Genomic DNA, 21,699 nt, shown 5'->3' with positions numbered 1-21,699 from the left:
TTTACAGATGTAGCATCTTTATCAACAGTGAACTCTACTTCTGCAATCTGTTTTTTTTCTTCTTCAGAATAGTAGTTGATTTTTACAGTTTTTGTAGCTGCTCCATTAGCACTATCGACATCAGCAGAATCAAAAGCTTCTGGTGAGGCATCAGTTCCATCAGAGAATACGCTGACGTCAGAAGCTGCTACAGGTACAACGCTGGTCCCTGCTACGCAGGCAGCGAGCATTAAAGCCATGATTTTTTTTCTACGCTCTTTTAATCCCATATTCTTTTTCTCCTTTATTATCTGAAAAACATATTTCTTTTGCATTGCAAGAATGGGGCATAATCATGAATTATGCCCCGTCTTGCCTGTTGGAATCTTATATAAAATTACCCAAATGGATTATTTTACAGTGATCTTTTTAAGATTGGACCATGGGCTGAATACTTTCCTGCCGTTTTCGGAAGTTCTGTTGAATGCATGCATTCCTACTGTCCAGCTTCCTTTTGGTACATTCTTAAATGTAGCTGTTACTGTACCTTCTTTGAGGTTCAGGATCTTGTGATCGCCATAGTGGTATGGACGAGTCTCTCCGTTTTCTTTCTTGGAGGATGTTCCAAGTACTACGTCGTATCCTGTTGCATTAGCAGCTGCTTTATATGTTACTTTTACAGTTGTTCCGCTTACTTTTACGCTTGTGATGATCGGAGCATCCGGTGTGATTGCAGATACAACGAATGGATATGCATTTGACCAGTCGCTGAATACTTTCTTACCGTTTTCGTCACGTTTCCAAGCGTGGCAGTATGCGTAGTATGTTCCCTGCTGTACATACTTAAAGTTAGTGGATGTGCTGACCTGATTCTTGCTAATGGAATCATAGTCTTTATTTGTGATGCAATCGCGATCTGTAGAGATTACGTAGTCATAACCTGCAGCGCCATCAGTATCACCAGAAAGAACAACTGTTGCTTTGTTTCCAGTAACATTTACTTTAGTGATCATCGGAGCATCCGGTTTTTCATCTTCTGCTTTTCCGTCTGCAACTACTGTCTTGGATCCTGTGTAGTTTTTGGATGTGCTGTTTGCTTTTACTGTATATGTTCCGTCAGTGTTCTTTTCAGAAGTATATTCTGTAGCCGGAACTGGGAGATATCCATTTAATACAGTTGTAACGCCATCTTTTACAGTTACAGTACAATCGTTGATGTTCTTCTTATCAACGCCCCATGTTAAGTTTGCTCTGGAATAAGCTGTACTGTCAACATCGTCTGTATCGAATGTTGCAACACCAGACTCTGTGTATCCGTTGATACCTTTGATTTCTACGCCGTAGATGTCTCCAACTGTTACATCGATAGGAGTTACAGTATTGCCATCTTTGTCGATTAATCTAAGTGTATAATCTTTGCCTTCAACTAATGTGCTTCCGCCAATCTGAATCAGTACTTCAGGTTTAACCGGAAGACCAGCTGCGTATGTAGCATTTTTAACACTTACATTCTTAGCAACAAATTCAACAGATTTGATTGTAAACGGGATATAAGCAACAACACCATTGATAATTGTTCCGTCAGAAGTAACAATTGTCTTGGTTCCTGCAAATCCTGTTCCTTCTTTAGCTACTGCATAGATATAACCAATGTTTTCTTTTCCTGCAGTTACTTTCTTACCTGTGATATTATCAGCGTATTTAATCTCGAAATCACTTTCTTTTGCAGTTGTCTTTACGCCATCATCAGTAACTTTTCTGATATTGCTTAATAATGCTTTTGCAAAAGTATGCTCATTTCCATCAAATGTGAATGCAGTCTGGCTGTTATGAACTACGCCGTTTACATTTCCATCAGCATCTTTATCTACATCTGCTGTATAAGCGTCTGTTACGTCAAATCCTTTGCTGTCATAAACGTTAAGAGTAGCTTCTACTTTTTCTTTTACGATATTGAAGCTTGCTGTGATGTTAGAACCTGTGAAGTTCTTGTTTCCATCTAATGGTTTCAGAACAACTGTTCCGACTCCGGCTTCAACGTTTTCGCCATAAGAAACGATTTCAAACTGGTTGGATACATCGTTTCCGTTTAATGTTGCTGTAAATTTACGAGGTCTTACCTGTTTTCCAGTGTAATCCTGATCAGCGATGGATACTTTTACATCTGCTGTGTTTGCAGCTGTGATTGTAAATGTTCCAGTTGCTTTTCCTGAATAGAAGTTGTTGTATCCCTGTACAGTGATTGTTCCAGTACCAACATTTACAGCATTGCTGATGCTTACTTCCTCATATTCAGCATCTTTATCGTTAACTTCACCCTTCTTGTAAAGAGCAATAGCACCGTCAAGCACTGCATAAGTAGGCTGGATCTTTCCACCTGTGTAAGTATAAGTAGAAGGTGTTGCAACAACCATAGCGTCTGTTAATTTCTTAGGTACGATTTCTGTCTTACCGCTTGCTGTAACAGTTCTTGTTTTGCCGTTTGTTGTTTTTAAAATATAGTTTGTGTTTGTAACAGTAACTTCTGTAATGATGTTGTTAAACAAGCCATTAGCGATATCTTTGTTTTCATATTCATATTTAACTGTGAAATCGCTGTCTGTGAGAGTTTTTTCTACTTTTTTGCCTGTTTCGTCTTTTGCTACAACTGTTACAGGAAGTTTATATTCGCCTGCTTCTGTAAGTGCTTTATTAATAGAAACATCATCCGGTACAGTTACATAATCAGCTTCAACTACCAGTGGTTTGATTAAGAACGGAATAGATACTGTCTGATCTTTGTATGTTCCGCTTGTAATCTTGATGTTAACGTAAGCGTTTGCTACTGGATTGTAATTTCCGTCATATACAGTTGTTGCATTTACGTTGTTTGTATATCCTGTGATTTCGTATCCGTCTGTTCCAAGATCTTCTGTCTTAGGAACACCAGTAGCGTTATAATACTGAATAACTAAATCGCCTAAATCGCTCTTGGAAGGTTTGATCTCATCGCCTGTATAAGGTGTTGTATACTGTGTTTTTGCAGATACAGCATTTAATGCAGCTGCAGTAGCAACAACAGTAAATGTCTGCTCACCTGTGCAGTTTCCACCGTCTTTTGCACGTACTGTAACAGTATATGTACTTCCGTTTTTAAATTCTGTAGCGTCTGTACCATCAGCGTTCTTTACGATGAGTGTATATTCTTTGTTGGAGTTTTTAATTGCAGAAAGGTCTGAGCCTTCTACACCTGTAAATGCCAGATAATTAGCTAAATCTTTTACAGCAATGCTTGTTGGAATCTGTCCGCTTAAAGTTTTCACTGAAATTTTTGTTCCTGCTGTAGAGAGATCACGTTTTGCAACGTTAACAGTTTCATTTGTTGTATAATACTCATCTGCATCAGTGAAGTTCTTTAATTTTGTTTTGTCAACATATACAACAACGGGGTAATCACCTACTTTTGTATATTCAACCTGAGCAGTTGTAACTGCAGCAGATAAATCAGCACCGCTTAATTTTCCATCAGCGCCTTTATTACTGGAAGCAGATTCTTTTAATGTAATGTTATCTTTGGAAATCTTAATAGCCTTACCTGTATACTGATAGGACTGTCCTTTTGTTGCTGTTGCAAGGATATCTCCTTTTGCATATGCTCTTGCTGTAACCTTACCGATTACAAGTTCAGCACTGCCTGTGTAAGCAGAGTCTTCTTTTGCTGTTACAGTAAGTTTGAATTCTTCTTTATTATTAGTTGCATTAGTTACAGATGTTTCATAAGCATCAGCAGCTACATTTGCTTTTTCAGAATCCAGAACAGTAAGTGCAACGCCGTCAGCTTCAGTAATAGTCTGAGCAAAACCGTTGTATGCTTTTGTTGTGGTTGCAGGTGTAGCAGTCACAGAATTTAAAGATCTCTTTTCTACAGCTACAGAAATACCTGTGTTAATGTCATAAAGAGTCTGCTGATTGCTGTCTACATCGTAAACATAAAGGGTTAATGTTTTTCCAGCCATGTCAGCTGTTGTATTTAAACTCATATCAGCTGCATCGTCTACTTTTCCGTTAGAAGATGCATATGCAATACCTTTTTCGTCAACCCAACGATACTGCCATCCACCTTCTACTTCTGATCCGTCAGTTTTAGTTACAGTACCACTGATAACAGATGCTCCTCCCCAAACAACTTTTTTGCTGTCTGCAGATAAGTTAAGAGTAATATCAGCTTCATTTACCATTACAGATGCTGGAGCTGCGTCTTCTGTATCGTCAACAACAGGAGCTTCTGCAGCGAACGCATCTGCTTCAGTAGCTACGGAAGCGTCAGTACCATCGCTGAACTCAGCAGCCCATACCGGCACATTAGAAGTAGCAAGCATTGCAACAACAAGTGACATACTTAATGTCTTTTTTGCCATGCCCTTCTTTGTGTTTTTAATCTTTGTCATGATTATAGTTCCCCTTTCCTTAATATAACTATTTCTTTTTGGGTAAAGATTCCTAGACATAATCTGTCTGTTATGGTTAATAATAGTGCTTTCACCACTTTTTGTCAAGGGTAATGCTCAAGAATTTTACGATTTTTTTAAATTTCATACACTTCAAAAGCATTTATTTTCCTTGATTTTTCATGCTAAAAATCTATAATTTGTTACAAATGTGGTGAGTTGTTCGTTCTAATCACAAGATGATGTATCAACCCCTGTATGGTCAAATGGCAGAGAACCCTCTATAATTCTCTGCCATTTTCTCATTTTATAACTGTTGTTCTTTTTTTATTCTTTCAACCTGCTCAATCGGCATCTGTGTATCTGCAGCGATTTCTTCCAATGTACTTTTGCCTCTTTTTAGCATACAGATTACTATTTTTTCTTTCGTCTCTGTTTTTATTTCTTCTTTCACTTCTTCTTTCACATCTTGCCTTATTTCATTTATCAGCTTATCTGTTTTCAGCTCTAATACTTCTCCGCCCATGGCTCGGTCAACTCCCTTCTTTGTTTTTTCTGAATCTGAGAAAATGTAGTCTGCAATTTTTATGATTACTTCCACAAGGTAACGATGCAGTGCTTCTTTTCCGTTTTCAAGCAGACTTTCTTCCAGTCTTCTGGATATTGTCACATATTCATCCAGCAATTTCTGAAGTTTTTCTGGATCTTTCTCTATATCTTCTCTGCTTTTTTCATATCTTATGACATAAAATGGCAGGAGAAAGAGCAGTTTCTGCATCTCCGGTACTCTGTTTTGTATTTTCTATTGTAACAGATGCCTTCTCATTTTTCCAGTCAAATCTCTGTTTTTAAGAACTTTTTGTTCCTTTATATTATATGTCTGTACACAAAATTTCCCGTACAAATGAATTAATGTATTATGTCACTACTGTAGCAAAAAGCCCCTGCAACACAGTCCTGATAACTGTACTGCCAGGGGCTTTATTTTTATTCAGAAGCAATTACTTCTATAGATATAGCATATTATTTCTTTCTGACAATAACCTTATCCAGATGCCAGATATCATCTACATATTCCTGGATGGTTCTGTCGGATGTGAACTTGCCGCTGCATGCTGTGTTGAGGAGTGCTTTCTTAGCCCAGCCTTTTTCATCTCTGTATGCTGCTTCTACGCGTTTCTGTGCGTCTGCATAGGAACGGAAGTCTGCGAGGATGAAGTAGCGGTCTGCTCTGTCTGTGTTCTTTGTGTTGAGAAGTGAATCGTACAGGTCACGGAAGAGTTCTGTATCGTTGGAGAAGGTTCCGTTGATGAGCTGCATCAGTACCTGACGGATTTCTTCGTCTGTGTTGTAGATTACATTTGGATCGTATCCGCCGTTGTTTTCGTAGTTGATTACTTCGTCGGAGCTTAAACCGAAGATGAATGCGTTTTCTGCGCCAACTTCTTCTACGATCTCTACGTTGGCACCGTCCATTGTTCCAAGTGTAGGAGCACCGTTGAGCATGAACTTCATGTTACCTGTACCGGATGCTTCTTTACTTGCTGTGGAGATCTGCTCGGAAACGTCTGCTGCTGCGAAGATCCACTCAGCGTTGGATACTCTGTAGTTTTCGATGAATACAACTTTGATCTTGCCGTTGATGGAAGCGTCGTTGTTTACTACGTCTGCTACTGAGTTGATGAGTTTGATGATCTTCTTGGCTGTTGCGTAACCTGCGGATGCTTTTGCACCGAAGATGAATGTTCTTGGATAGAATTCCATTTCCGGATGCATCTTGATCTGGTTGTACAGATAGATAACATGCAGGATGTTCAGGAGCTGACGTTTGTACTCGTGAAGTCTCTTAACCTGTACATCGAAGATGGAGTGCGGGTCTACTTCTACGCCATTGTGCTCGAGGATGTATTTAGCCAGACGCTCTTTGTTCTTGAACTTAATGTTCATGAATTCCTGGAGTGCTTTCTCATCATCAGCATAAACTGCCAGTTTCTTTAACTGTGGAAGGTCTGTGATCCAGTCCGGTCCGATATGCTCTGTGATCCAGTCTGCAAGGAGTGGATTTGCGTGGAGCAGGAAACGTCTCTGAGTGATACCGTTTGTCTTGTTGTTGAATTTCTCAGGCATCATTTCATAGAAGTCTTTTAATTCCTGATTCTTCAGGATTTCTGTATGAAGGCGTGCAACACCGTTTACAGAGTAGCCTGCTGCGATTGCAAGGTGAGCCATCTTAACCTGTCCGTCATAGATGATAGCCATCTTTTTAATCTTTTCATAATTTCCCGGATATTTAGCCTGGATCTCAAGGATGAAACGACGGTTGATCTCTTCGATGATCTGGTATACACGCGGAAGCAGTCTGGAGAAGAGCTCAATCGGCCATTTCTCAAGTGCCTCGGACATAATTGTATGGTTTGTGTAAGCAACAGATTTTCTTGTTACTTCCCATGCTTCATCCCATCCGAGTCCTTCTTCGTCCATGAGGATACGCATTAACTCTGCTACTGCTACAGTCGGATGTGTATCGTTCATCTGGAATGTTACTTTTTCATATAATTTATGGATATCGTCATGTTTCTTTTTGTATTTGGCAATTGCTGCCTGGAGGCTTGCAGATACAAAGAAGTACTGCTGTTTCAGTCTCAGCTCTTTACCTGCATAGTGGTTGTCGTTCGGGTAAAGGACTTCTACGATATTGCGGGCAAGGTTCTCCTGCTCTACTGCTTTCTTGTAATCACCCTTGTCAAAGGAATCAAGCTCGAAGTCTACGATCGGCTCTGCATCCCAGATACGAAGTGTGTTTACTACATCATTGTCATATCCTGTGATCGGCATATCATAAGGAATGGCTTTTACTGCCTGATATCCTTCGTGGATAAATTTGTTTCTGCCCTTTTCAGGATCGTACTCTACTCTTACATATCCGCCGAAGTGTACTTCCTTGGCATATTCCGGACGGCGCAGTTCGAATGGATATCCGTTCTTTAACCAGTTATCCGGTACTTCGATCTGGTATCCGTTCTCAATCTTCTGTTTGAACATTCCGTAATGGTAACGGATTCCGCATCCGTATGCAGCGTAGTTTAATGTTGCAAGAGAGTCAAGGAAACATGCGGCAAGTCTTCCCAGACCACCATTTCCAAGTGCAGGATCCGGTTCCTGATCCTCGATGCAGTTAAGGTCAAATCCCAGTTCCTCAAGAGCTTCTTTTACTTCCCCGTAAGCGCAAAGGTTGATCAGGTTGTTTCCGAGAGCACGTCCCATCAGGAATTCCATGGACATATAGTATACGATCTTCGGATCCTGTTCGTCATAAGCTTTCTGTGTTGCAAGCCAGTTATCAATGATAACGTCTTTTACAGAGTAGCTTACTGCCTGGAAAATCTGCTCCTGTGTAGCTTCTTCAATTGTTTTTCGATAGAGGAATTTTACGTTGTCTTTTACGCTTTTCTTGAATGCCTCTTTCTTGAACATTTCGTTTGTCATTTCATACCTCCCGTAATGGTTTCACTGTTCACTTTATTCTCAGCAATACACCTTCCGGATATTGCCGGTGAACCTCTTCATTCCGTCAACTCTTCTGTTTTCTCATATCAGAGAAATTGGGGGCAAAGAATCTCCGCCTCCAATTTCCTCTCTGAAATCAGACTGTCAAGGATAATGATACTCTTTTTTCGACAGTCTGTCATGTGTATAATTGCCGAATTTTATAACATTTTTTTGTTATCGTGCATTGCGAAAGTAGTATATTTCCTGTGAAATACCTATAACTTATCAGTACCTTGTCAGTAATTGACCGAATGTTGTCAATTACAGTTTCTTAACACCCATAGTTACTGCTTCTTTGTTGATGTTCCACTCTTTCACATAACCATCGGTCTCGCCAAGTACCATTTCGTCTGCAAGTACTTCTGACTTGATATCATCTTCGTGTGCTTTCATGACATCCTGGATCTTGTCGTTTCCGTGAGCGTATACTACGATCTTGTCCATAACTTCGAAGCCGGCTTCCTTACGCATGGTCTGGATCTTGCTGATGATCTCACGTACGAATCCCTCTTCGATCAGTTCAGGTGTCAGGTTTGTATCCAGGACTACGGATGTTTCACCGTCAGATTCAGATACATAACCCTCTGTCTGTGCTGTTTCAATAAGAAGGTCTTCTTCTGTAAGTTCTACATTGTTTCCGTTGATATCCAGTTTCAGGACACCGTTGGTTCTCAGCTCGTTCATTGCTGCTGTTCCATTGATGTCTGTGAGAGCCTGTCTGATTCCTCCAAGGAGTTTACCGTATTTCGGTCCTACTGTACGAAGCTGTGGTTTGAAGCTGTAGGAGATAAAGGATTCTACATCATCTGCGAATTTTACTTCTTTGACATTCAGTTCGTCTGCGATAATGTCAGTGTAGAATTCACTCATTTTCTTCTCAGCTTTTACATACATGGTTCCGATCGGCTGACGGTTCTTGATGTTTGCTGTATTTCTGCAGGCACGTCCCAGAACTACGATCTCCAGAAGCTCTTTCATGTCTGCTTCCAGATCTTTGTCGATCCATGCTTCGTTTACAGTTGGGAAGTCGCAGAGATGGATACTCTCCGGAGCATCTTTATCCACGCTTCTTACCAGGTTCTGATAGATGTCTTCGGTCATGAACGGGATCATCGGAGCTGCTGTTTTGGCGATGGTTACCAGTGCATGGTACAGAGTCATGTAAGCATTGATCTTATCCTGCTCCATTCCCTTTGCCCAGAAACGTTCACGGCTTCTTCTTACATACCAGTTACTCATCTCATCTACGAATTCCTGAAGTGCTCTTGCTGCTTCCGGGATCTTGTAGTTTGCCAGATCATTGTCTACAGCCTGAACAGTTGTGTTTAATCTGCTGAGCAGCCATTTGTCCATTACAGGAAGCTGGTCATAGTTCAGTTCATATTTGGTCGGGTCGAAGTTGTCGATGTCTGCATATAATACGAAGAATGCGTAAGTATTCCACAGTGTACTCATGAATTTACGCTGTCCTTCCACAACAGCCTTGCCATGGAAACGGTTCGGAAGCCATGGAGCACTGTTGATGTAGAAGTACCATCTGATAGCATCTGCGCCGTATTTGTTCAGTGCATCGAATGGATCAACTGCATTTCCTTTGGACTTACTCATCTTCTGTCCGTTCTCATCCTGGACATGTCCCAGAACGATTACGTTCTTGTATGGTGCTTTATTGAAGAGCAGTGTGGATTCTGCAAGGAGTGAGTAGAACCATCCACGAGTCTGGTCTACTGCCTCGGAGATAAAGTTTGCAGGGAACTGCTGCTCAAATAATTCTTTGTTTTCAAATGGATAATGATGCTGTGCGAAAGGCATTGCTCCTGAGTCGAACCAGCAGTCAATAACCTCCGGTACACGATGCATTTCTCCACCGCACTCCGGACACTTCAGTGTGATCTCATCGATGTATGGGCGGTGAAGCTCTACTGTCTTGGCTCTCTCATCACCGCTCATCTCGAATAACTCCTGACGGCTTCCAATGGAATGCATATGTCCGCATTCACACTGCCAGATGTTCAGTGGTGTTCCCCAGTAACGGTTACGGCTGATACCCCAGTCCTGAACGTTTTCAAGCCAGTCGCCGAAACGTCCTTTACCGATGCTCTCAGGGATCCAGTTGATTGTATTGTTATTTCTGATCAGGTCATCCTTAACTGCTGTCATCTTGATGAACCAGGATTCTCTTGCATAGTAGATCAGTGGTGTGTCACATCTCCAGCAGTGTGGATAATCATGCTCGAATTTCGGAGCATCGAAGAGCTTGCCTTCTTTGTCCAGATCTGTGAGGACCATAGGATCTGCTTTCTTTACGAAAACGCCTGCGTATGGTGTCTCTTTTGTCAGGTTACCCTGTCCGTCTACGAACTGTACGAATGGCAGTTCATAGTTACGTCCGATTCTGCTGTCGTCTTCACCGAATGCAGGTGCGATGTGAACGATACCTGTACCATCACTCATAGTAACGTAGTTATCACAGGTTACGAAATGAGCTTTCTTTTTCTGTTTTGCTGCTGCCTCTCCTGCACATGCGAAAAGCGGCTCGTATGCTTTGTATTCCAGGTCTGTTCCTTTGTAGGTTTCCAGAACTTCATATGCTTTCTCGCCTTCTTCTTTTGCAAGTTTGCCAAGGACTTTGTCAAGGAGTGCTTCTGCCATATAATAGGTATATCCGTCTGCTGCCTTTACTTTGCAGTAAGTCTCATCCGGGTTTACGCAGAGTGCAACGTTGGACGGAAGTGTCCATGGTGTTGTTGTCCATGCAAGGAAGTATGCATCTTCACCAACAACCTTGAATCTTACAACTGCGGAGCGCTCTTTTACAGTTTTGTATCCCTGGGATACTTCCTGTGCGGAAAGAGGGGTACCGCATCTTGGACAGTAAGGAACGATTTTGAAGCCTTTATACAGAAGCTTCTTGTTCCAGATTTCTTTTAATGCCCACCATTCGGATTCAATATAATCGTCATAGTAAGTTACGTATGGATGTTCCATATCAGCCCAGAAACCAACAGTAGAGGAGAAATCCTCCCACATTCCTTTGTATTTCCAGACGCTTTCCTTACACTGTTTGATGAATGGCTCCATACCGTATTCTTCGATCTGCTCTTTGCCATCCAGACCAAGTTTCTTCTCTACTTCCAGCTCTACCGGAAGTCCGTGGGTATCCCATCCTGCTTTACGCGGAACCATGTAGCCCTTCATTGTACGGTATCTCGGGATCATATCCTTGATAACGCGGGTAAGTACATGGCCGATGTGCGGTTTACCGTTTGCAGTAGGCGGTCCGTCGTAGAATGTATAGGTTTCTCCCTCTTTTCTATTCTCCATACTTTTCTCAAAGATATGGTTTTCTTTCCAGAATTCTTCTACTTTTTTCTCACGGTCTACAAAGTTTAAGTTCGTATCAACTTTCTGGTACACAGTAATTTACCTCCTGTTTAAATTATTTGTATCAGACACCTGAAAATATGCAGGACGTTTATATACGCTGAAAAATATTTCCAGTGTCCTTTAAGAACGAAAATAAGCCCATAAAAAAATCGCCCTTTTGTAAAAGGACGAAGGTTTATTGACGTTCGCTATACCACCTGTTACATTGTACGGGCATCCTCTGCCGATACATGAATCTTTTAACGGGGATTTCCGTCAGCTCTTACCTGTCTGTACACCCTTCAGAGCTGCAACTCCGGAGTGATCTTCACTGCATTTACTCACCACCGGGCTCACACCCTCCCCGGTTCGCTGTCTGCTTTCCCCTGCAATTACTCTCTCCATCAACGTTTTTGTGGACATATCATTTATTTAACTATGCGGATTCATTATAAGGTCACAAAATTCACTGTGTCAAGTATTTTTTTGAATATTAGGGTAATCCTGTTACTGTTTAATAACACTGGTTACTGTCAAACTCCCGAACAGTAACACACTGTTAACATACTATCATATAAATTTTACACAGGCATTGTAATTAATGATATAATAAGGTAGAATATTTTGTCCGAACGTCATTTAAAACGATGTACTAGAGTGTGTCTGAAAAATCATTCCCGCAATCTGCACGCCCCACTTTGCGGTATATTTCACCCGAATTCAGTTGCCGTAGCCCGCTACGGCGCCCTCATCCGGGCAAAATATACCACAAATTGTGACGCACATCTTGCAGAAAGCCTTTTTCAGACACGCTCTAGGATATGGAAAGCAACTACTATGTATATTTAATGAAGGGTAATTTCAAATGTTTAAAACAAAATTTCATAAATTAATGAAACGTTTCCTCACCGGAATGCTTTGTGCAGGGATTCTGACCTCCCAGCCTGCAGTCACTTACGCTGCCGAGACCTCTGCCACTCCTGAAGCCGGTCATTCGGAAACCTATTCACAGGCCTCAGATATTGATTCTGTCAAAGGATGGCCCGCAGGTCCTAATATCGAGGGACAGTCCGCAGTACTGATGGATGCAGTCACTGATACTATTCTTTATTCCAAGAATGCCAAAGATAAGCTATATCCCGCCAGTATCACTAAGATCATGACCGCTCTTCTGGCCTGTGAATATCTGGATATGAACGATACGATCACCATGTCGCAGGAAGCGGCTTATGGGATTGAGGCCGGAAGCTCCAGCATTTACGCAGAAACAGGAGAGGTTTTCACAGTAGAGCAGGCCCTGATGGCTCTGATGCTGGAATCCGCCAATGAGATGGCTCTTGCTCTGGCAGAAAAAACAAGCGGTTCTGTAAAGAAGTTTGTTGAACTGATGAACCAGAGGGCAGCTCAGCTTGGCTGTAAGAACACCCATTTTAATAATCCAAATGGTCTTCCGGATGAGACGCATTATACCACCGCAGGTGATATGATGAAGATTGCAAAGGCAGCCTGGTATAATCCCAGATTCCGTAAATTTGTGACCACACAGGTTTATGAGATTCCTCCGACTAATAAGCAGTCTGAAACCCGTTATCTTCTCAATCACCATAAGATGATGCCCGGACAGTCTTATGCATACGATGGGGTTCTGGGAGGAAAGACCGGATACACCGATGCAGCGGGAAGTACGCTTGTCACCTATGCCAAGAGAGGAAATTCCATTCTCATTGCAGTTGTGCTGAATTCTACAAACGGTGCTTTTCCTGACACAACTTCTCTGCTGGATTACGGCTTCGACAATTTTGAAAAAGTAGACTTGAATATAGATACCGATCCGGTACCGGCAGTATTTCTCCCATGCGAAAAGCACCTGTTAAAGGACTGGAATAATCTGTGTTCCTTCTATTATATGAGGCATGTGTACGTAACTGTCCCCACAGGAACCGATGTGAGCCAGCTTGTAAAGAAGCAGAAACTTCTGAACAATTCTGTCGGTCCAAAGCGAATTAAAAGTAAATATTATTTAGACGGCCATATGGTCGGATATGGAATGCAATATGAAAAGGAAATCCTTTCAGATTTCCTTCTCAACGCTTCTTTTTAGTTTTCGCCTGAGGCGGAGGACTTCTTTTCTTTCACGAAGTTCCTCTGCTTCTTCTGTATCTGTGAAACGCAATGTCTTCACAGCGAAATATTTCTCATCTTCTGTTTTTCGGATGCGGATCTTGCCTCTTATCAGCCCATGTTCTTCACAATTGGATATGCTGTAATAAACCTTTGGATTATTCATAAACCATCGGAGTTTGCGCTTTGCAGGCAGATGACAGACCGGACATCTGGTGCTGGTCACCTCGCGGTCTTTCATGATTCGCTCTCTTGTGGCAAATTCTCTGGATACATATTTGTCATGATCCGGATAGGAAATATGTATCTCGTCTTTTTTCTTCTTTGGATTCTGGTAAACATCCAGTGACGGATGATTGATGATGATTATGTTATTTATTTTCTCCAGGACTTTCGCTGTATACCAGGCATCTGCAAGCGCCCGGTGAAATCCCCTGGATTTCTCTATTTTCAGCTCATCGATCGCATGCTCCAATGCACACCTGTGTGTACCGTCATCATAACTGATACTGTATAGTTTCTGCACATCATAATAGGTCACAGGTCCGGGAAGCAGATCCAGCAGCCCATAGAACTTCATATTTCTCTGAAGTTCCATCACGTCCTGATTTCCCCAGGTAAAAAAGTACCAGTCTTCTCCGCACCAGTCAATAAATTCCCTGACTGCCTGCTCAAAGGGCACGCCTTTCATAAGATCTTTATAATCTACATGAATTACCTCATGGATGCTGTCATGAATCCATTTATAGACCTGTGGTTTGATCAGTCGGTGAAAATGATCCGTTATTTCTTTTTTGCTGTTTACTTTTACAGCCCCAATCTCGATAATCTCAAATGGAAGCCTGTCGTTACGTGTTTTCTTTCCCGAAGGATTCTGATTCCATTCCAGGTCAAAGACAATATAGTTCATTCATCCGGTCCTTTTTGTTTATTACTTTTTCGCATTTATTTTCCACTGCTGATAAACATATTATTTCACAATCTTCAGTTCATACTGTCTGGTTCCCAGACCAATCTTCTCTGCCTGATCCAGTGTTGCCTGCCATTCAATGTTCGGGTTGGAATCTTTGAAATGGTCGTGGTGGCAATGCCAGTCAGGTTTTGCCAGATGTTCTCCAAGCTGGCTGTTCTCGATCGGAGTTGCTTTCAGACAGGCATCTGCGCAGGCCTGATCCAGAGCAACCGGGTCAAAGCTTGCAAACATTCCGATATCAGGAAGGATTGGTGCATCATTTTCGCCATGGCAGTCACAGTTCGGGCTGATATCCTGAACAAGTGCTACATGGAAATGCGGACGGCCATGACAGACTGCCTGTGCATATTCTGCCATCTTACGGTCAAGAAGTTCATTCGCACTGCTGTTTGGATTGTATACTGCATCAAAACCGCAGGCTCCGATACAACGGCCGCAGCCTTTACATTTATCATAATCAATGACTGCTTTTTTATTCGGATATGTAATCGCATCACTTCCGCACTCTTTCGCGCAGCGACGGCATCCGCGGCAGAGTTCTTCATTTACTGCAGGTTTTCCGCTGGCATGCTGTTTCATCTTACCAGCGCGGCTTCCGCATCCCATTCCGATGTTCTTGAGAGCACCGCCGAAGCCGGTTGCTTCATGACCTTTGAAGTGGCTTAAGCTGATAAAAATATCTGCATCCATGATCGCATGTCCGATCAGTGCAGTCTGACAATATTCACCGTTAACTACCGGTACTTCTACTTCGTCTGTACCGCGTAAGCCATCACCGATGATGATCTGGCATCCTGTTGAAATGCTGTTAAATCCGTTGAGATTTGCGCACTCCAGATGCTCCAGTGCATTCTTACGGCTTCCCGGATAAAGAGTGTTGCAGTCTGTGAGGAACGGAAGTCCTCCCTGCTCTTTACAGAGATCAGCTACTGCTTTTGCGTAGTTCGGACGCAGGAAAGCCAGATTGCCAAGTTCTCCGAAATGCATTTTAATAGCCACGAATTTTCCATCCATATCAATGTCTTTGATTCCGGCTGTAACGCAGAGTTTCTTCAGTTTATCAAGCTGGCTGGTGCCAACCGGACATCTGAAATCAGTAAAATAAACGGTTGATTTCTCCATCGTTTTTTCCTCCTGTTTTTATTGACCAAAATTTGATTTTCTTTTTTATTTTATCACAAGATGCAGGTTCTTTTCGAGATATTTTTTTGCTTACATCTGTTCGTAAAATTTTGTCACCTTTTTGTATTCTGCAGGCAAAGTAATCTGCTCTACCACAACATCTCCATCTTCTGCATTGTGGTAACGGTAAATGTAAACGCCCTCCTGGATCTCATCTGCTTCGATCAGAGAAACTGCCAGATATCCCTGTCCTTCAAATTCAAAGGTATCCATGATCGCAAAATCCCGTTCTGTTCCGTCAGATACCGGGATGCTGATTACTTCATATTCTTCCATAGTATGTTTTCCTTTCATTTATAAGCAGTCTTATTCTTATTTTCGCTGTTTTTTATTGTAGCAAAGAGTGTTAATTATATCAATCCTATTTAACCGAATCAAGTAAGTCGTTACTGTTCACAGTAACAGTAAGGCCCCTGCGGGTTACAAAAAGAAAGACTGCACCTCCAATGAGCACAGCCTTTCCGGTTTAGTATATTTTATTCAGTTCTGCTTACAATTGCTTATGCCATGATCGGTTTTAATGCTTCTGCAAGCTTCTCTTTCTCAGCTTCTGCCTCTTCCAGGTTCTTGCCGAGAGTTGTGTAATAGATCTTGATCTTTGGTTCTGTTCCGGATGGGCGGACAACTACTGTCTCGCCGTTATCCAGCTTGTAGATCAGTACGTTTGCTGCAGGAAGTCCTGTTTCTTCCGGTTTCTGGTAATCTGTTACTTTTACTATAGTATGACCTGCGATCTCTGTGAGAGGTTTGTCACGAAGTCCCTGCATCAGAGCTGACATCTTATCCATTCCGCTTAATCCCGGGAATTCGAAGCTGTCTACTTTATTCAGGTAACGTCCGTACTGTGCATAGATCTCTTCCATTCTCTGTTTCAGGGAACTTCCTATACTTCTGTAATATGCAGCCATTTCACAGATCAGCATAGATCCGATAACAGCATCCTTGTCACGTACATATGGTCCTGCAAGGTATCCGTAGCTCTCTTCAAATCCGAAGATAAATCTGTCTACTTCATCTGCTGCTTCAAGCTGTGCGATCTGATCGCCGATCCACTTGAATCCTGTAAGTACGCTTCTGAGTTCTACTCCATAGTGCTCTGCCACTGCATCTGCAAGTGGTGTGGAAACAATGGATTTCACTGCTACCGGGTTCTTTGGCATTGTGCCTTTTTCAATGCGGCCTGCACAGATATAGTCAAGAAGGAGTACACCTACCTCATTACCTGTTACCAGTTCATAGGAACCATCCGGGCATTTCATTGCGATACCAACACGGTCTGCATCCGGATCAGTTGCAAGCATTAAGTCTGCACCTGTTTCTTTTGCGAGATTTAATCCAAGCTCCAGAGCTGCAAAGATTTCCGGGTTCGGATAGCTGCAGGTTGTGAAGTATCCGTTCGGATATTCCTGTTCCGGAACGATTGTGATATCTGTGATTCCGATATCTTTTAATACCTGAGTTACAGGTACAAGTCCTGATCCGTTTAACGGGCTGTAAACCAGTTTCAGTCCTGCTGTCTTGCAGAGACCCGGACGAACCTGACGGGATTCGATAGCTTCATAGAGAGCCTGCTTGCAGTCATCTCCTACAAAACGAATCTTTCCCTGTTCTACGCCTTCTGCGAAGGACATATATTTCGCACCTGTAAGTACGTCTGTTTTCTGGATCTCTTCATATACAATGGCAGCTGCATCGTCTGTCATCTGGCATCCGTCAGGACCGTATGCTTTGTATCCGTTGTACTTAGCCGGGTTGTGGGATGCTGTTACCATAATACCTGCATTGCATTCATAGTAACGTGTTGCAAAGGAAAGTGCAGGTACAGGCATCAGTGCGTCATAAATTCTGACATTGATATCATTTGCCGCCAGTACGCCTGCTGCTGTTTTTGCAAATACATCACTCTTAAGACGGCTGTCATAGCTGATGGCTACTGTCTGATTACCGCCCTGTGTTTTTACCCAGTTCGCAAGTCCCTGTGTTGCCTGGCGAACTACATAAATATTCATACGGTTGGTTCCGGCTCCAAGTACTCCGCGAAGTCCGGCAGTTCCGAATTTCAGCGCTACTGCGAAACGATCTTTGATCTCTTCGTCATTTCCTTCGATTTTGGATAATTCCGGATTAAGATCCGCATCCTGCAGATCTGCTGCCAACCAACGTTTGTATTCTTCCTGATACATTTTGACCACTCCTGCCTTATTTTTTAGATTTTTTAAGATATTTCCATAATATCATAAATCAGACAAATCAGCAACAAGACAGCGAGATTTCAATCAAATTTTAAAAATTACTTTCTTTTCTGTTTGTCCGCTCTCTGCAGGCGTTTCCTATATTGGTCAGGCAGAGCACTGTGGTGATCAGGAAAAGTCCGGGGATCAGAATGATCCACCAGGAACCTGTCATTAATGCCTTATCTGACAGAGACAGCATACTTCCCCATGTGATAACCTCTATGGGAAGTCCAATGCCCATAAAGCTTAAAGTAGCTTCAGAGATCATTGCAGTTCTTACATTCATGACTACCATAAACATAATGGATGAGAAAAAGTTCGGCACCAGATGCTTCCACAAAATACGGAAGAATCCCGCTCCCATACATCTTGCAGCGATGATATACTCACTGTTTCGTATCTGCCGTACCTCTGTGCGTACTACTTTCGCAATACTGGTCCAGCTGGTCACACCGATCACAAAGGACAGACTCAGGATATTTGCATCTCCCATAATAGCCTGCAGCAAAATGATCAGGAGCAGAGTTGGTATACTTAAGAATATTTCTGTAAATCTCATGATCAGTTCATCAAGCCAGGCAGGTGCCACTCCACTGAAGGCACCGACTACCACTGCAATAAAAGTAGAAATAACTGTGGCTAATCCACCGATCAAGATCGAGATTCTTCCTCCATACCAAATCATGGAAAAAATATCCCTTCCCATAGTATCTGTTCCAAAAAGGAACTCCCTGTCAGGAGCTTTATTATAGTTTAACAGATCCATATAAGCAGGATCCTTTGTCATGATCAGTTCCGCACACAGGCAGCCCAGTACGATAAGAATCAGGATTGCTGCTGAAACAACGGGTTTTCCCTGATACCACTTTTTCTTTGATTTGGGAATTACGGTTTCTGTCTTTCTGTTTCCTGCCAGTTCAAATAAATGATTGGTCATCCTTCTACTACCTCCGATTTCTCGGTTATTACTTCATCCTTCATACGGGGATCTATCTGTTCATTAATAGTCTGACTGACGATATTACAGAAAATAACCAGGATTCCTGACATCATACAAAGCAGCATCAGCAGATTGTAATCATGATATCTGGCACTCTCATAGGACAGAGCTCCGATTCCGGGATAAGAGAATACACTTTCTACCACATAGGTTCCTCCAAGTACATGGGGGACTGCAATGGCCATAATACTCAGATAAGCAGGCATTACATTTCGGACACAATGTCTGAACATAAGCTTTTTCTTATCCAGGCCTTTTGCCTTTGCCAAAAGTACATAATCTGCGCGAACCTCTTCAAGGATCTTATTTCGGATCATGTAAGCATAATACCATAAATGCTCCATGACCACGATGGTCAGAGGCATGATCAGATGCAGCACTCTGTCACCGATATCTCCTGCATTTCCTGTACTGTAAGCTCCACTGCTTGGCAGGATCTTAAGATTTACGGAAAAAACAAGGATCAGGACCAGAGCCATCCAAAACTCAGGAATACAACTGGATATGGTTCCCAGCTTACACAGGATCCGGTCTGCCAGCCGGTTTTCGTACCAGGCACACAGGATTCCCAGGAGCAAGGCTCCGGCAAACATAATGATAAATCCGATTCCTCCAAGTACAAGTGTATTGCCAATACGGCCGCCGATCACTTCTACCACATCCTGTTTATATTTAAATGAAATTCCAAATTCTCCATGAAAGGCATTTTTTACCCACTTCACATACTGCACAGAAATCGGTTCGTTCAATCCCAGTTTTCCCATAGCCCATTCACGTTCTTCCGGACTCATCTTCTCTGTACGGTCACCATAATAGGAGATCAGCGGATCTCCCGGTGCAAGACGGGCTACATAAAATACAGCTACAGACAATATAAATACTGAGATCAGGAATATCAGGCATTTTTTACCATAGTAGACTAACTTTTTTTGTCTCATTATATACTGCACCCCTTTCCTTCAGCCGGAAGCATTGCAAAATGTCCGGGTGACACTTCTGTCCACACGCTGTTTTCCATTCCTTCGCCATCATAGTACTGCAGAACTCTTTTTCTCTCCCTGATCGGGTCAGGAACAGGAATTGCAGACAGCAATGTTTTTGTATAAGGATGCACCGGATTGGAATACAATTCTTCTGATGGCGCCAGTTCTACCAGTTTTCCATGATACATAACTCCCACACGGTCACAGAGATACTCAACCATAGCCAGGTCATGAGCTATAAACAGAAATGTAAATCCATGCTCCTCCTGCAGATGACGGAACAGATTGACGATCTGTGCCTGTATGGACACATCCAGGGAAGCTATCGGTTCATCAGCCACCAGAAATTCCGGTTCCATACACAGAGATCTGGCTATGGCCACTCGCTGTCTCTGTCCCCCTGATAATTCAGATGGATAACGGTCCAGGAAACTGTTCTCAAGTCCTACATATTCCATCTGAAAAGCAGCTTCCTTCACAAAGCTTCCTCTCGGAGGTGTGATATGCTGGATTCTCATTGGTTCCGTAATAATATCTGACACCTTCATTTTCTGGTTCAGACTGGATGCGGAATCCTGAAATATCATCTGGCGGCGGGTCTGCAGCATTTTTTTATGCTTTTTGAATTCCTTTTTGTCGCAGATATTTACATCTTTATACCAGATTTCTCCCTGAGCCGGCTGATATATATTCATCAGACATCTGGCAACTGTGGACTTTCCTGAACCAGATTCCCCTACCAGACCAAAGATCTCACCTTTATGGATCTGAAATGAGACATCATCTACAGCCTTTACCTTGATCTTTTTTGTCAGATGAAACTGCTGAGTCAGATGCCTGACATCCAATAAAATTTCTTTACTCATGGACGATTCCTCCCACAGGTGATTTGATCTGCGGTGCTCTTGGATCCAGCAGCCAGGTTGCCGCATAATGAGTATCTGTTATCTTAAACATAGGCGGCATTTCTTCATAATCAATATTCAGGGCATATTCGTTTCTACATGCAAAAGCATCACCTTTCGGCGGATCTATCAAAGCAGGAGGCATGCCGGGGATAGTGTACAGGCTTTCTTTTCCATTTGCAAATGCAGGCAGTGATCTCATCAGCCCCCATGTATATGGATGTCTGGGATCATAATACACTTCCTCTGCTGTACCGATCTCTACGATCTTGCCTGCATACATGACTGCTACTCTGTCTGCCACACGTGCAACCACTCCCAGATCATGGGATACCAGTATGGTAGCTGTTCCAAGCTTCATCTGTATTTCCCGCAGAAGATCCAGGATCTGTGCCTGTATGGTCACATCCAATGCAGTAGTTGGTTCATCTGCAAATAAAATATCCGGATCTGCTGCCAGAGCAATGGCCATAACACATCTCTGACGCATTCCTCCGGAGAACTGCCAGGGATACTGATGATATCGTTCCTTTGGATGGGAGATACCTACCAGTTCCATAAGCTCCAGAACCTTCTTATTTACCTGTTCCTTCGTGTAATTCTTATTGTGGATCACCACTGCTTCCCCAATCTGTTTTCCAATTTTAATAGTTGGATTCAGGGATGTCATAGGATCCTGAAAGATCATCGAAAAAACTCTTCCACGCAGTTTCTGCATCTCCTTTTCCCTGTAACAGGTGATATCCTGTCCGTTCACACAGATGCTTCCCTCTTTTATTTTTGCGCTTGGTGGCAAAAGCTTCATGATACTTTTGCAAAGCACACTCTTCCCGCATCCGGATTCTCCAACTATAGCCAGCACCTCTCCCTTTTTTAATGAAAAAGACACATCTCTTACTGCCTGGACTTCTCCGGCAGGACCGTCAATGCTGACTGAAAGATTTTTAACCTCTAATAAATGTTCCATTTTTAATCCTTTT

General features: G+C 42.5%; 14 protein-coding genes, 2 pseudogenes and 1 other annotated feature. Of the genes and pseudogenes, 2 read left to right on the top strand and 14 right to left on the bottom strand.

All coding sequences use genetic code 11. From position 1 onward, the window contains the following. From LJE09_RS04470 to LJE09_RS18680, 6 genes and pseudogenes are all read right to left on the bottom strand, one after another. Window positions 1-269 (bottom strand): hypothetical protein (locus LJE09_RS04470; protein ID WP_227311000.1); only part of this gene is annotated, 269 nt, incomplete at its 3' end. Between the two features lie 120 nt (window positions 270-389). After that, window positions 390-4,406 (bottom strand): hypothetical protein, encoded by a 4,017-nt coding sequence (locus tag LJE09_RS04465; protein ID WP_227310998.1) that lies wholly within the window; start codon window positions 4,404-4,406, stop codon window positions 390-392. Window positions 4,407-4,713: 307 nt separating this feature from the next. Beyond that, a complete protein-coding gene (locus LJE09_RS04460) occupies window positions 4,714-5,184 on the bottom strand; it encodes a hypothetical protein (RefSeq protein ID WP_008707767.1) in 471 nt (156 codons plus the stop codon). A 245-nt stretch (window positions 5,185-5,429) separates the two neighbouring features. Beyond that, entirely contained in the window at window positions 5,430-7,892 is a 2,463-nt protein-coding gene (locus tag LJE09_RS04455; RefSeq protein ID WP_227310997.1) for a glycogen/starch/alpha-glucan phosphorylase, read from the bottom strand. Window positions 7,893-8,216: 324 nt separating this feature from the next. Then, on the bottom strand, window positions 8,217-11,372 hold the full coding sequence (gene ileS / locus LJE09_RS04450; RefSeq protein WP_227310996.1) for an isoleucine--tRNA ligase: 3,156 nt from the start codon (window positions 11,370-11,372) through the stop codon (window positions 8,217-8,219). A 130-nt stretch (window positions 11,373-11,502) separates the two neighbouring features. Then, window positions 11,503-11,738, bottom strand: a binding site (T-box leader). A gap of 222 nt (window positions 11,739-11,960) precedes the next feature. After that, window positions 11,961-12,086, bottom strand: a pseudogene (locus tag LJE09_RS18680) (DUF6783 domain-containing protein). On the opposite strand from LJE09_RS18680, the pseudogene LJE09_RS18675 reads away from it, so the two are divergent. Further along, window positions 12,045-12,170, top strand: a pseudogene (locus LJE09_RS18675) (DUF6783 domain-containing protein); the annotation flags it as partial. The pseudogenes LJE09_RS18680 and LJE09_RS18675 sit on opposite strands and share 42 nt — an antisense overlap. A gap of 16 nt (window positions 12,171-12,186) precedes the next feature. Then, window positions 12,187-13,422: a D-alanyl-D-alanine carboxypeptidase family protein gene (locus LJE09_RS04445; protein WP_144136815.1), complete on the top strand. Its 1,236-nt coding sequence runs from the start codon at window positions 12,187-12,189 to the stop codon at window positions 13,420-13,422. Here the strand turns inward: LJE09_RS04445 and LJE09_RS04440 are convergent. From LJE09_RS04440 to LJE09_RS04405, 8 genes are all read right to left on the bottom strand, one after another. Continuing rightward, window positions 13,393-14,352, bottom strand: a complete 960-nt coding sequence (locus LJE09_RS04440; protein ID WP_008707772.1) for a 3'-5' exonuclease — start codon at window positions 14,350-14,352, stop codon at window positions 13,393-13,395. The two genes, LJE09_RS04445 and LJE09_RS04440, sit on opposite strands and share 30 nt — an antisense overlap. Before the next feature lie 60 nt (window positions 14,353-14,412). After that, complete coding sequence (locus LJE09_RS04435; protein WP_055060107.1) at window positions 14,413-15,537, bottom strand: DUF362 domain-containing protein; 1,125 nt, start codon at window positions 15,535-15,537, stop codon at window positions 14,413-14,415. 90 nt (window positions 15,538-15,627) lie between these two features. Beyond that, on the bottom strand, window positions 15,628-15,873 hold the full coding sequence (locus tag LJE09_RS04430) for a DUF1292 domain-containing protein (protein WP_227310994.1): 246 nt from the start codon (window positions 15,871-15,873) through the stop codon (window positions 15,628-15,630). A 224-nt stretch (window positions 15,874-16,097) separates the two neighbouring features. Next, window positions 16,098-17,780, bottom strand: a complete 1,683-nt coding sequence (locus LJE09_RS04425) for a phospho-sugar mutase (RefSeq protein ID WP_008707777.1) — start codon at window positions 17,778-17,780, stop codon at window positions 16,098-16,100. A 100-nt stretch (window positions 17,781-17,880) separates the two neighbouring features. Next, window positions 17,881-18,768, bottom strand: a complete 888-nt coding sequence (locus tag LJE09_RS04420) for an ABC transporter permease (protein ID WP_008707779.1) — start codon at window positions 18,766-18,768, stop codon at window positions 17,881-17,883. After that, on the bottom strand, window positions 18,765-19,769 hold the full coding sequence (locus LJE09_RS04415; RefSeq protein ID WP_008707781.1) for an ABC transporter permease: 1,005 nt from the start codon (window positions 19,767-19,769) through the stop codon (window positions 18,765-18,767). The genes LJE09_RS04420 and LJE09_RS04415 overlap by 4 nt, the downstream gene beginning before the upstream one ends. Next, the gene (locus LJE09_RS04410) at window positions 19,769-20,680 is read right to left on the bottom strand and encodes an ATP-binding cassette domain-containing protein (protein ID WP_020993320.1); all 912 of its coding nucleotides are present in this window, start codon (window positions 20,678-20,680) and stop codon (window positions 19,769-19,771) included. Before LJE09_RS04410 ends, LJE09_RS04415 begins: the two co-directional genes overlap by 1 nt. Further along, on the bottom strand, window positions 20,673-21,686 hold the full coding sequence (locus tag LJE09_RS04405; RefSeq protein WP_173705402.1) for an ABC transporter ATP-binding protein: 1,014 nt from the start codon (window positions 21,684-21,686) through the stop codon (window positions 20,673-20,675). Before LJE09_RS04405 ends, LJE09_RS04410 begins: the two co-directional genes overlap by 8 nt. Between the last annotated feature and the right edge of the window lie 13 nt (window positions 21,687-21,699).

The sequence above is a fragment of the Blautia sp. DFI.3.45 genome, assembly GCF_020593505.1.
Classification (GTDB): Bacteria; Bacillota; Clostridia; order Lachnospirales; family Lachnospiraceae; genus Blautia_A; species Blautia_A wexlerae.
The sequence above is the reverse complement of the archived record's forward strand: the minus strand, read 5'-3'. Positions and strand labels throughout refer to the sequence as shown.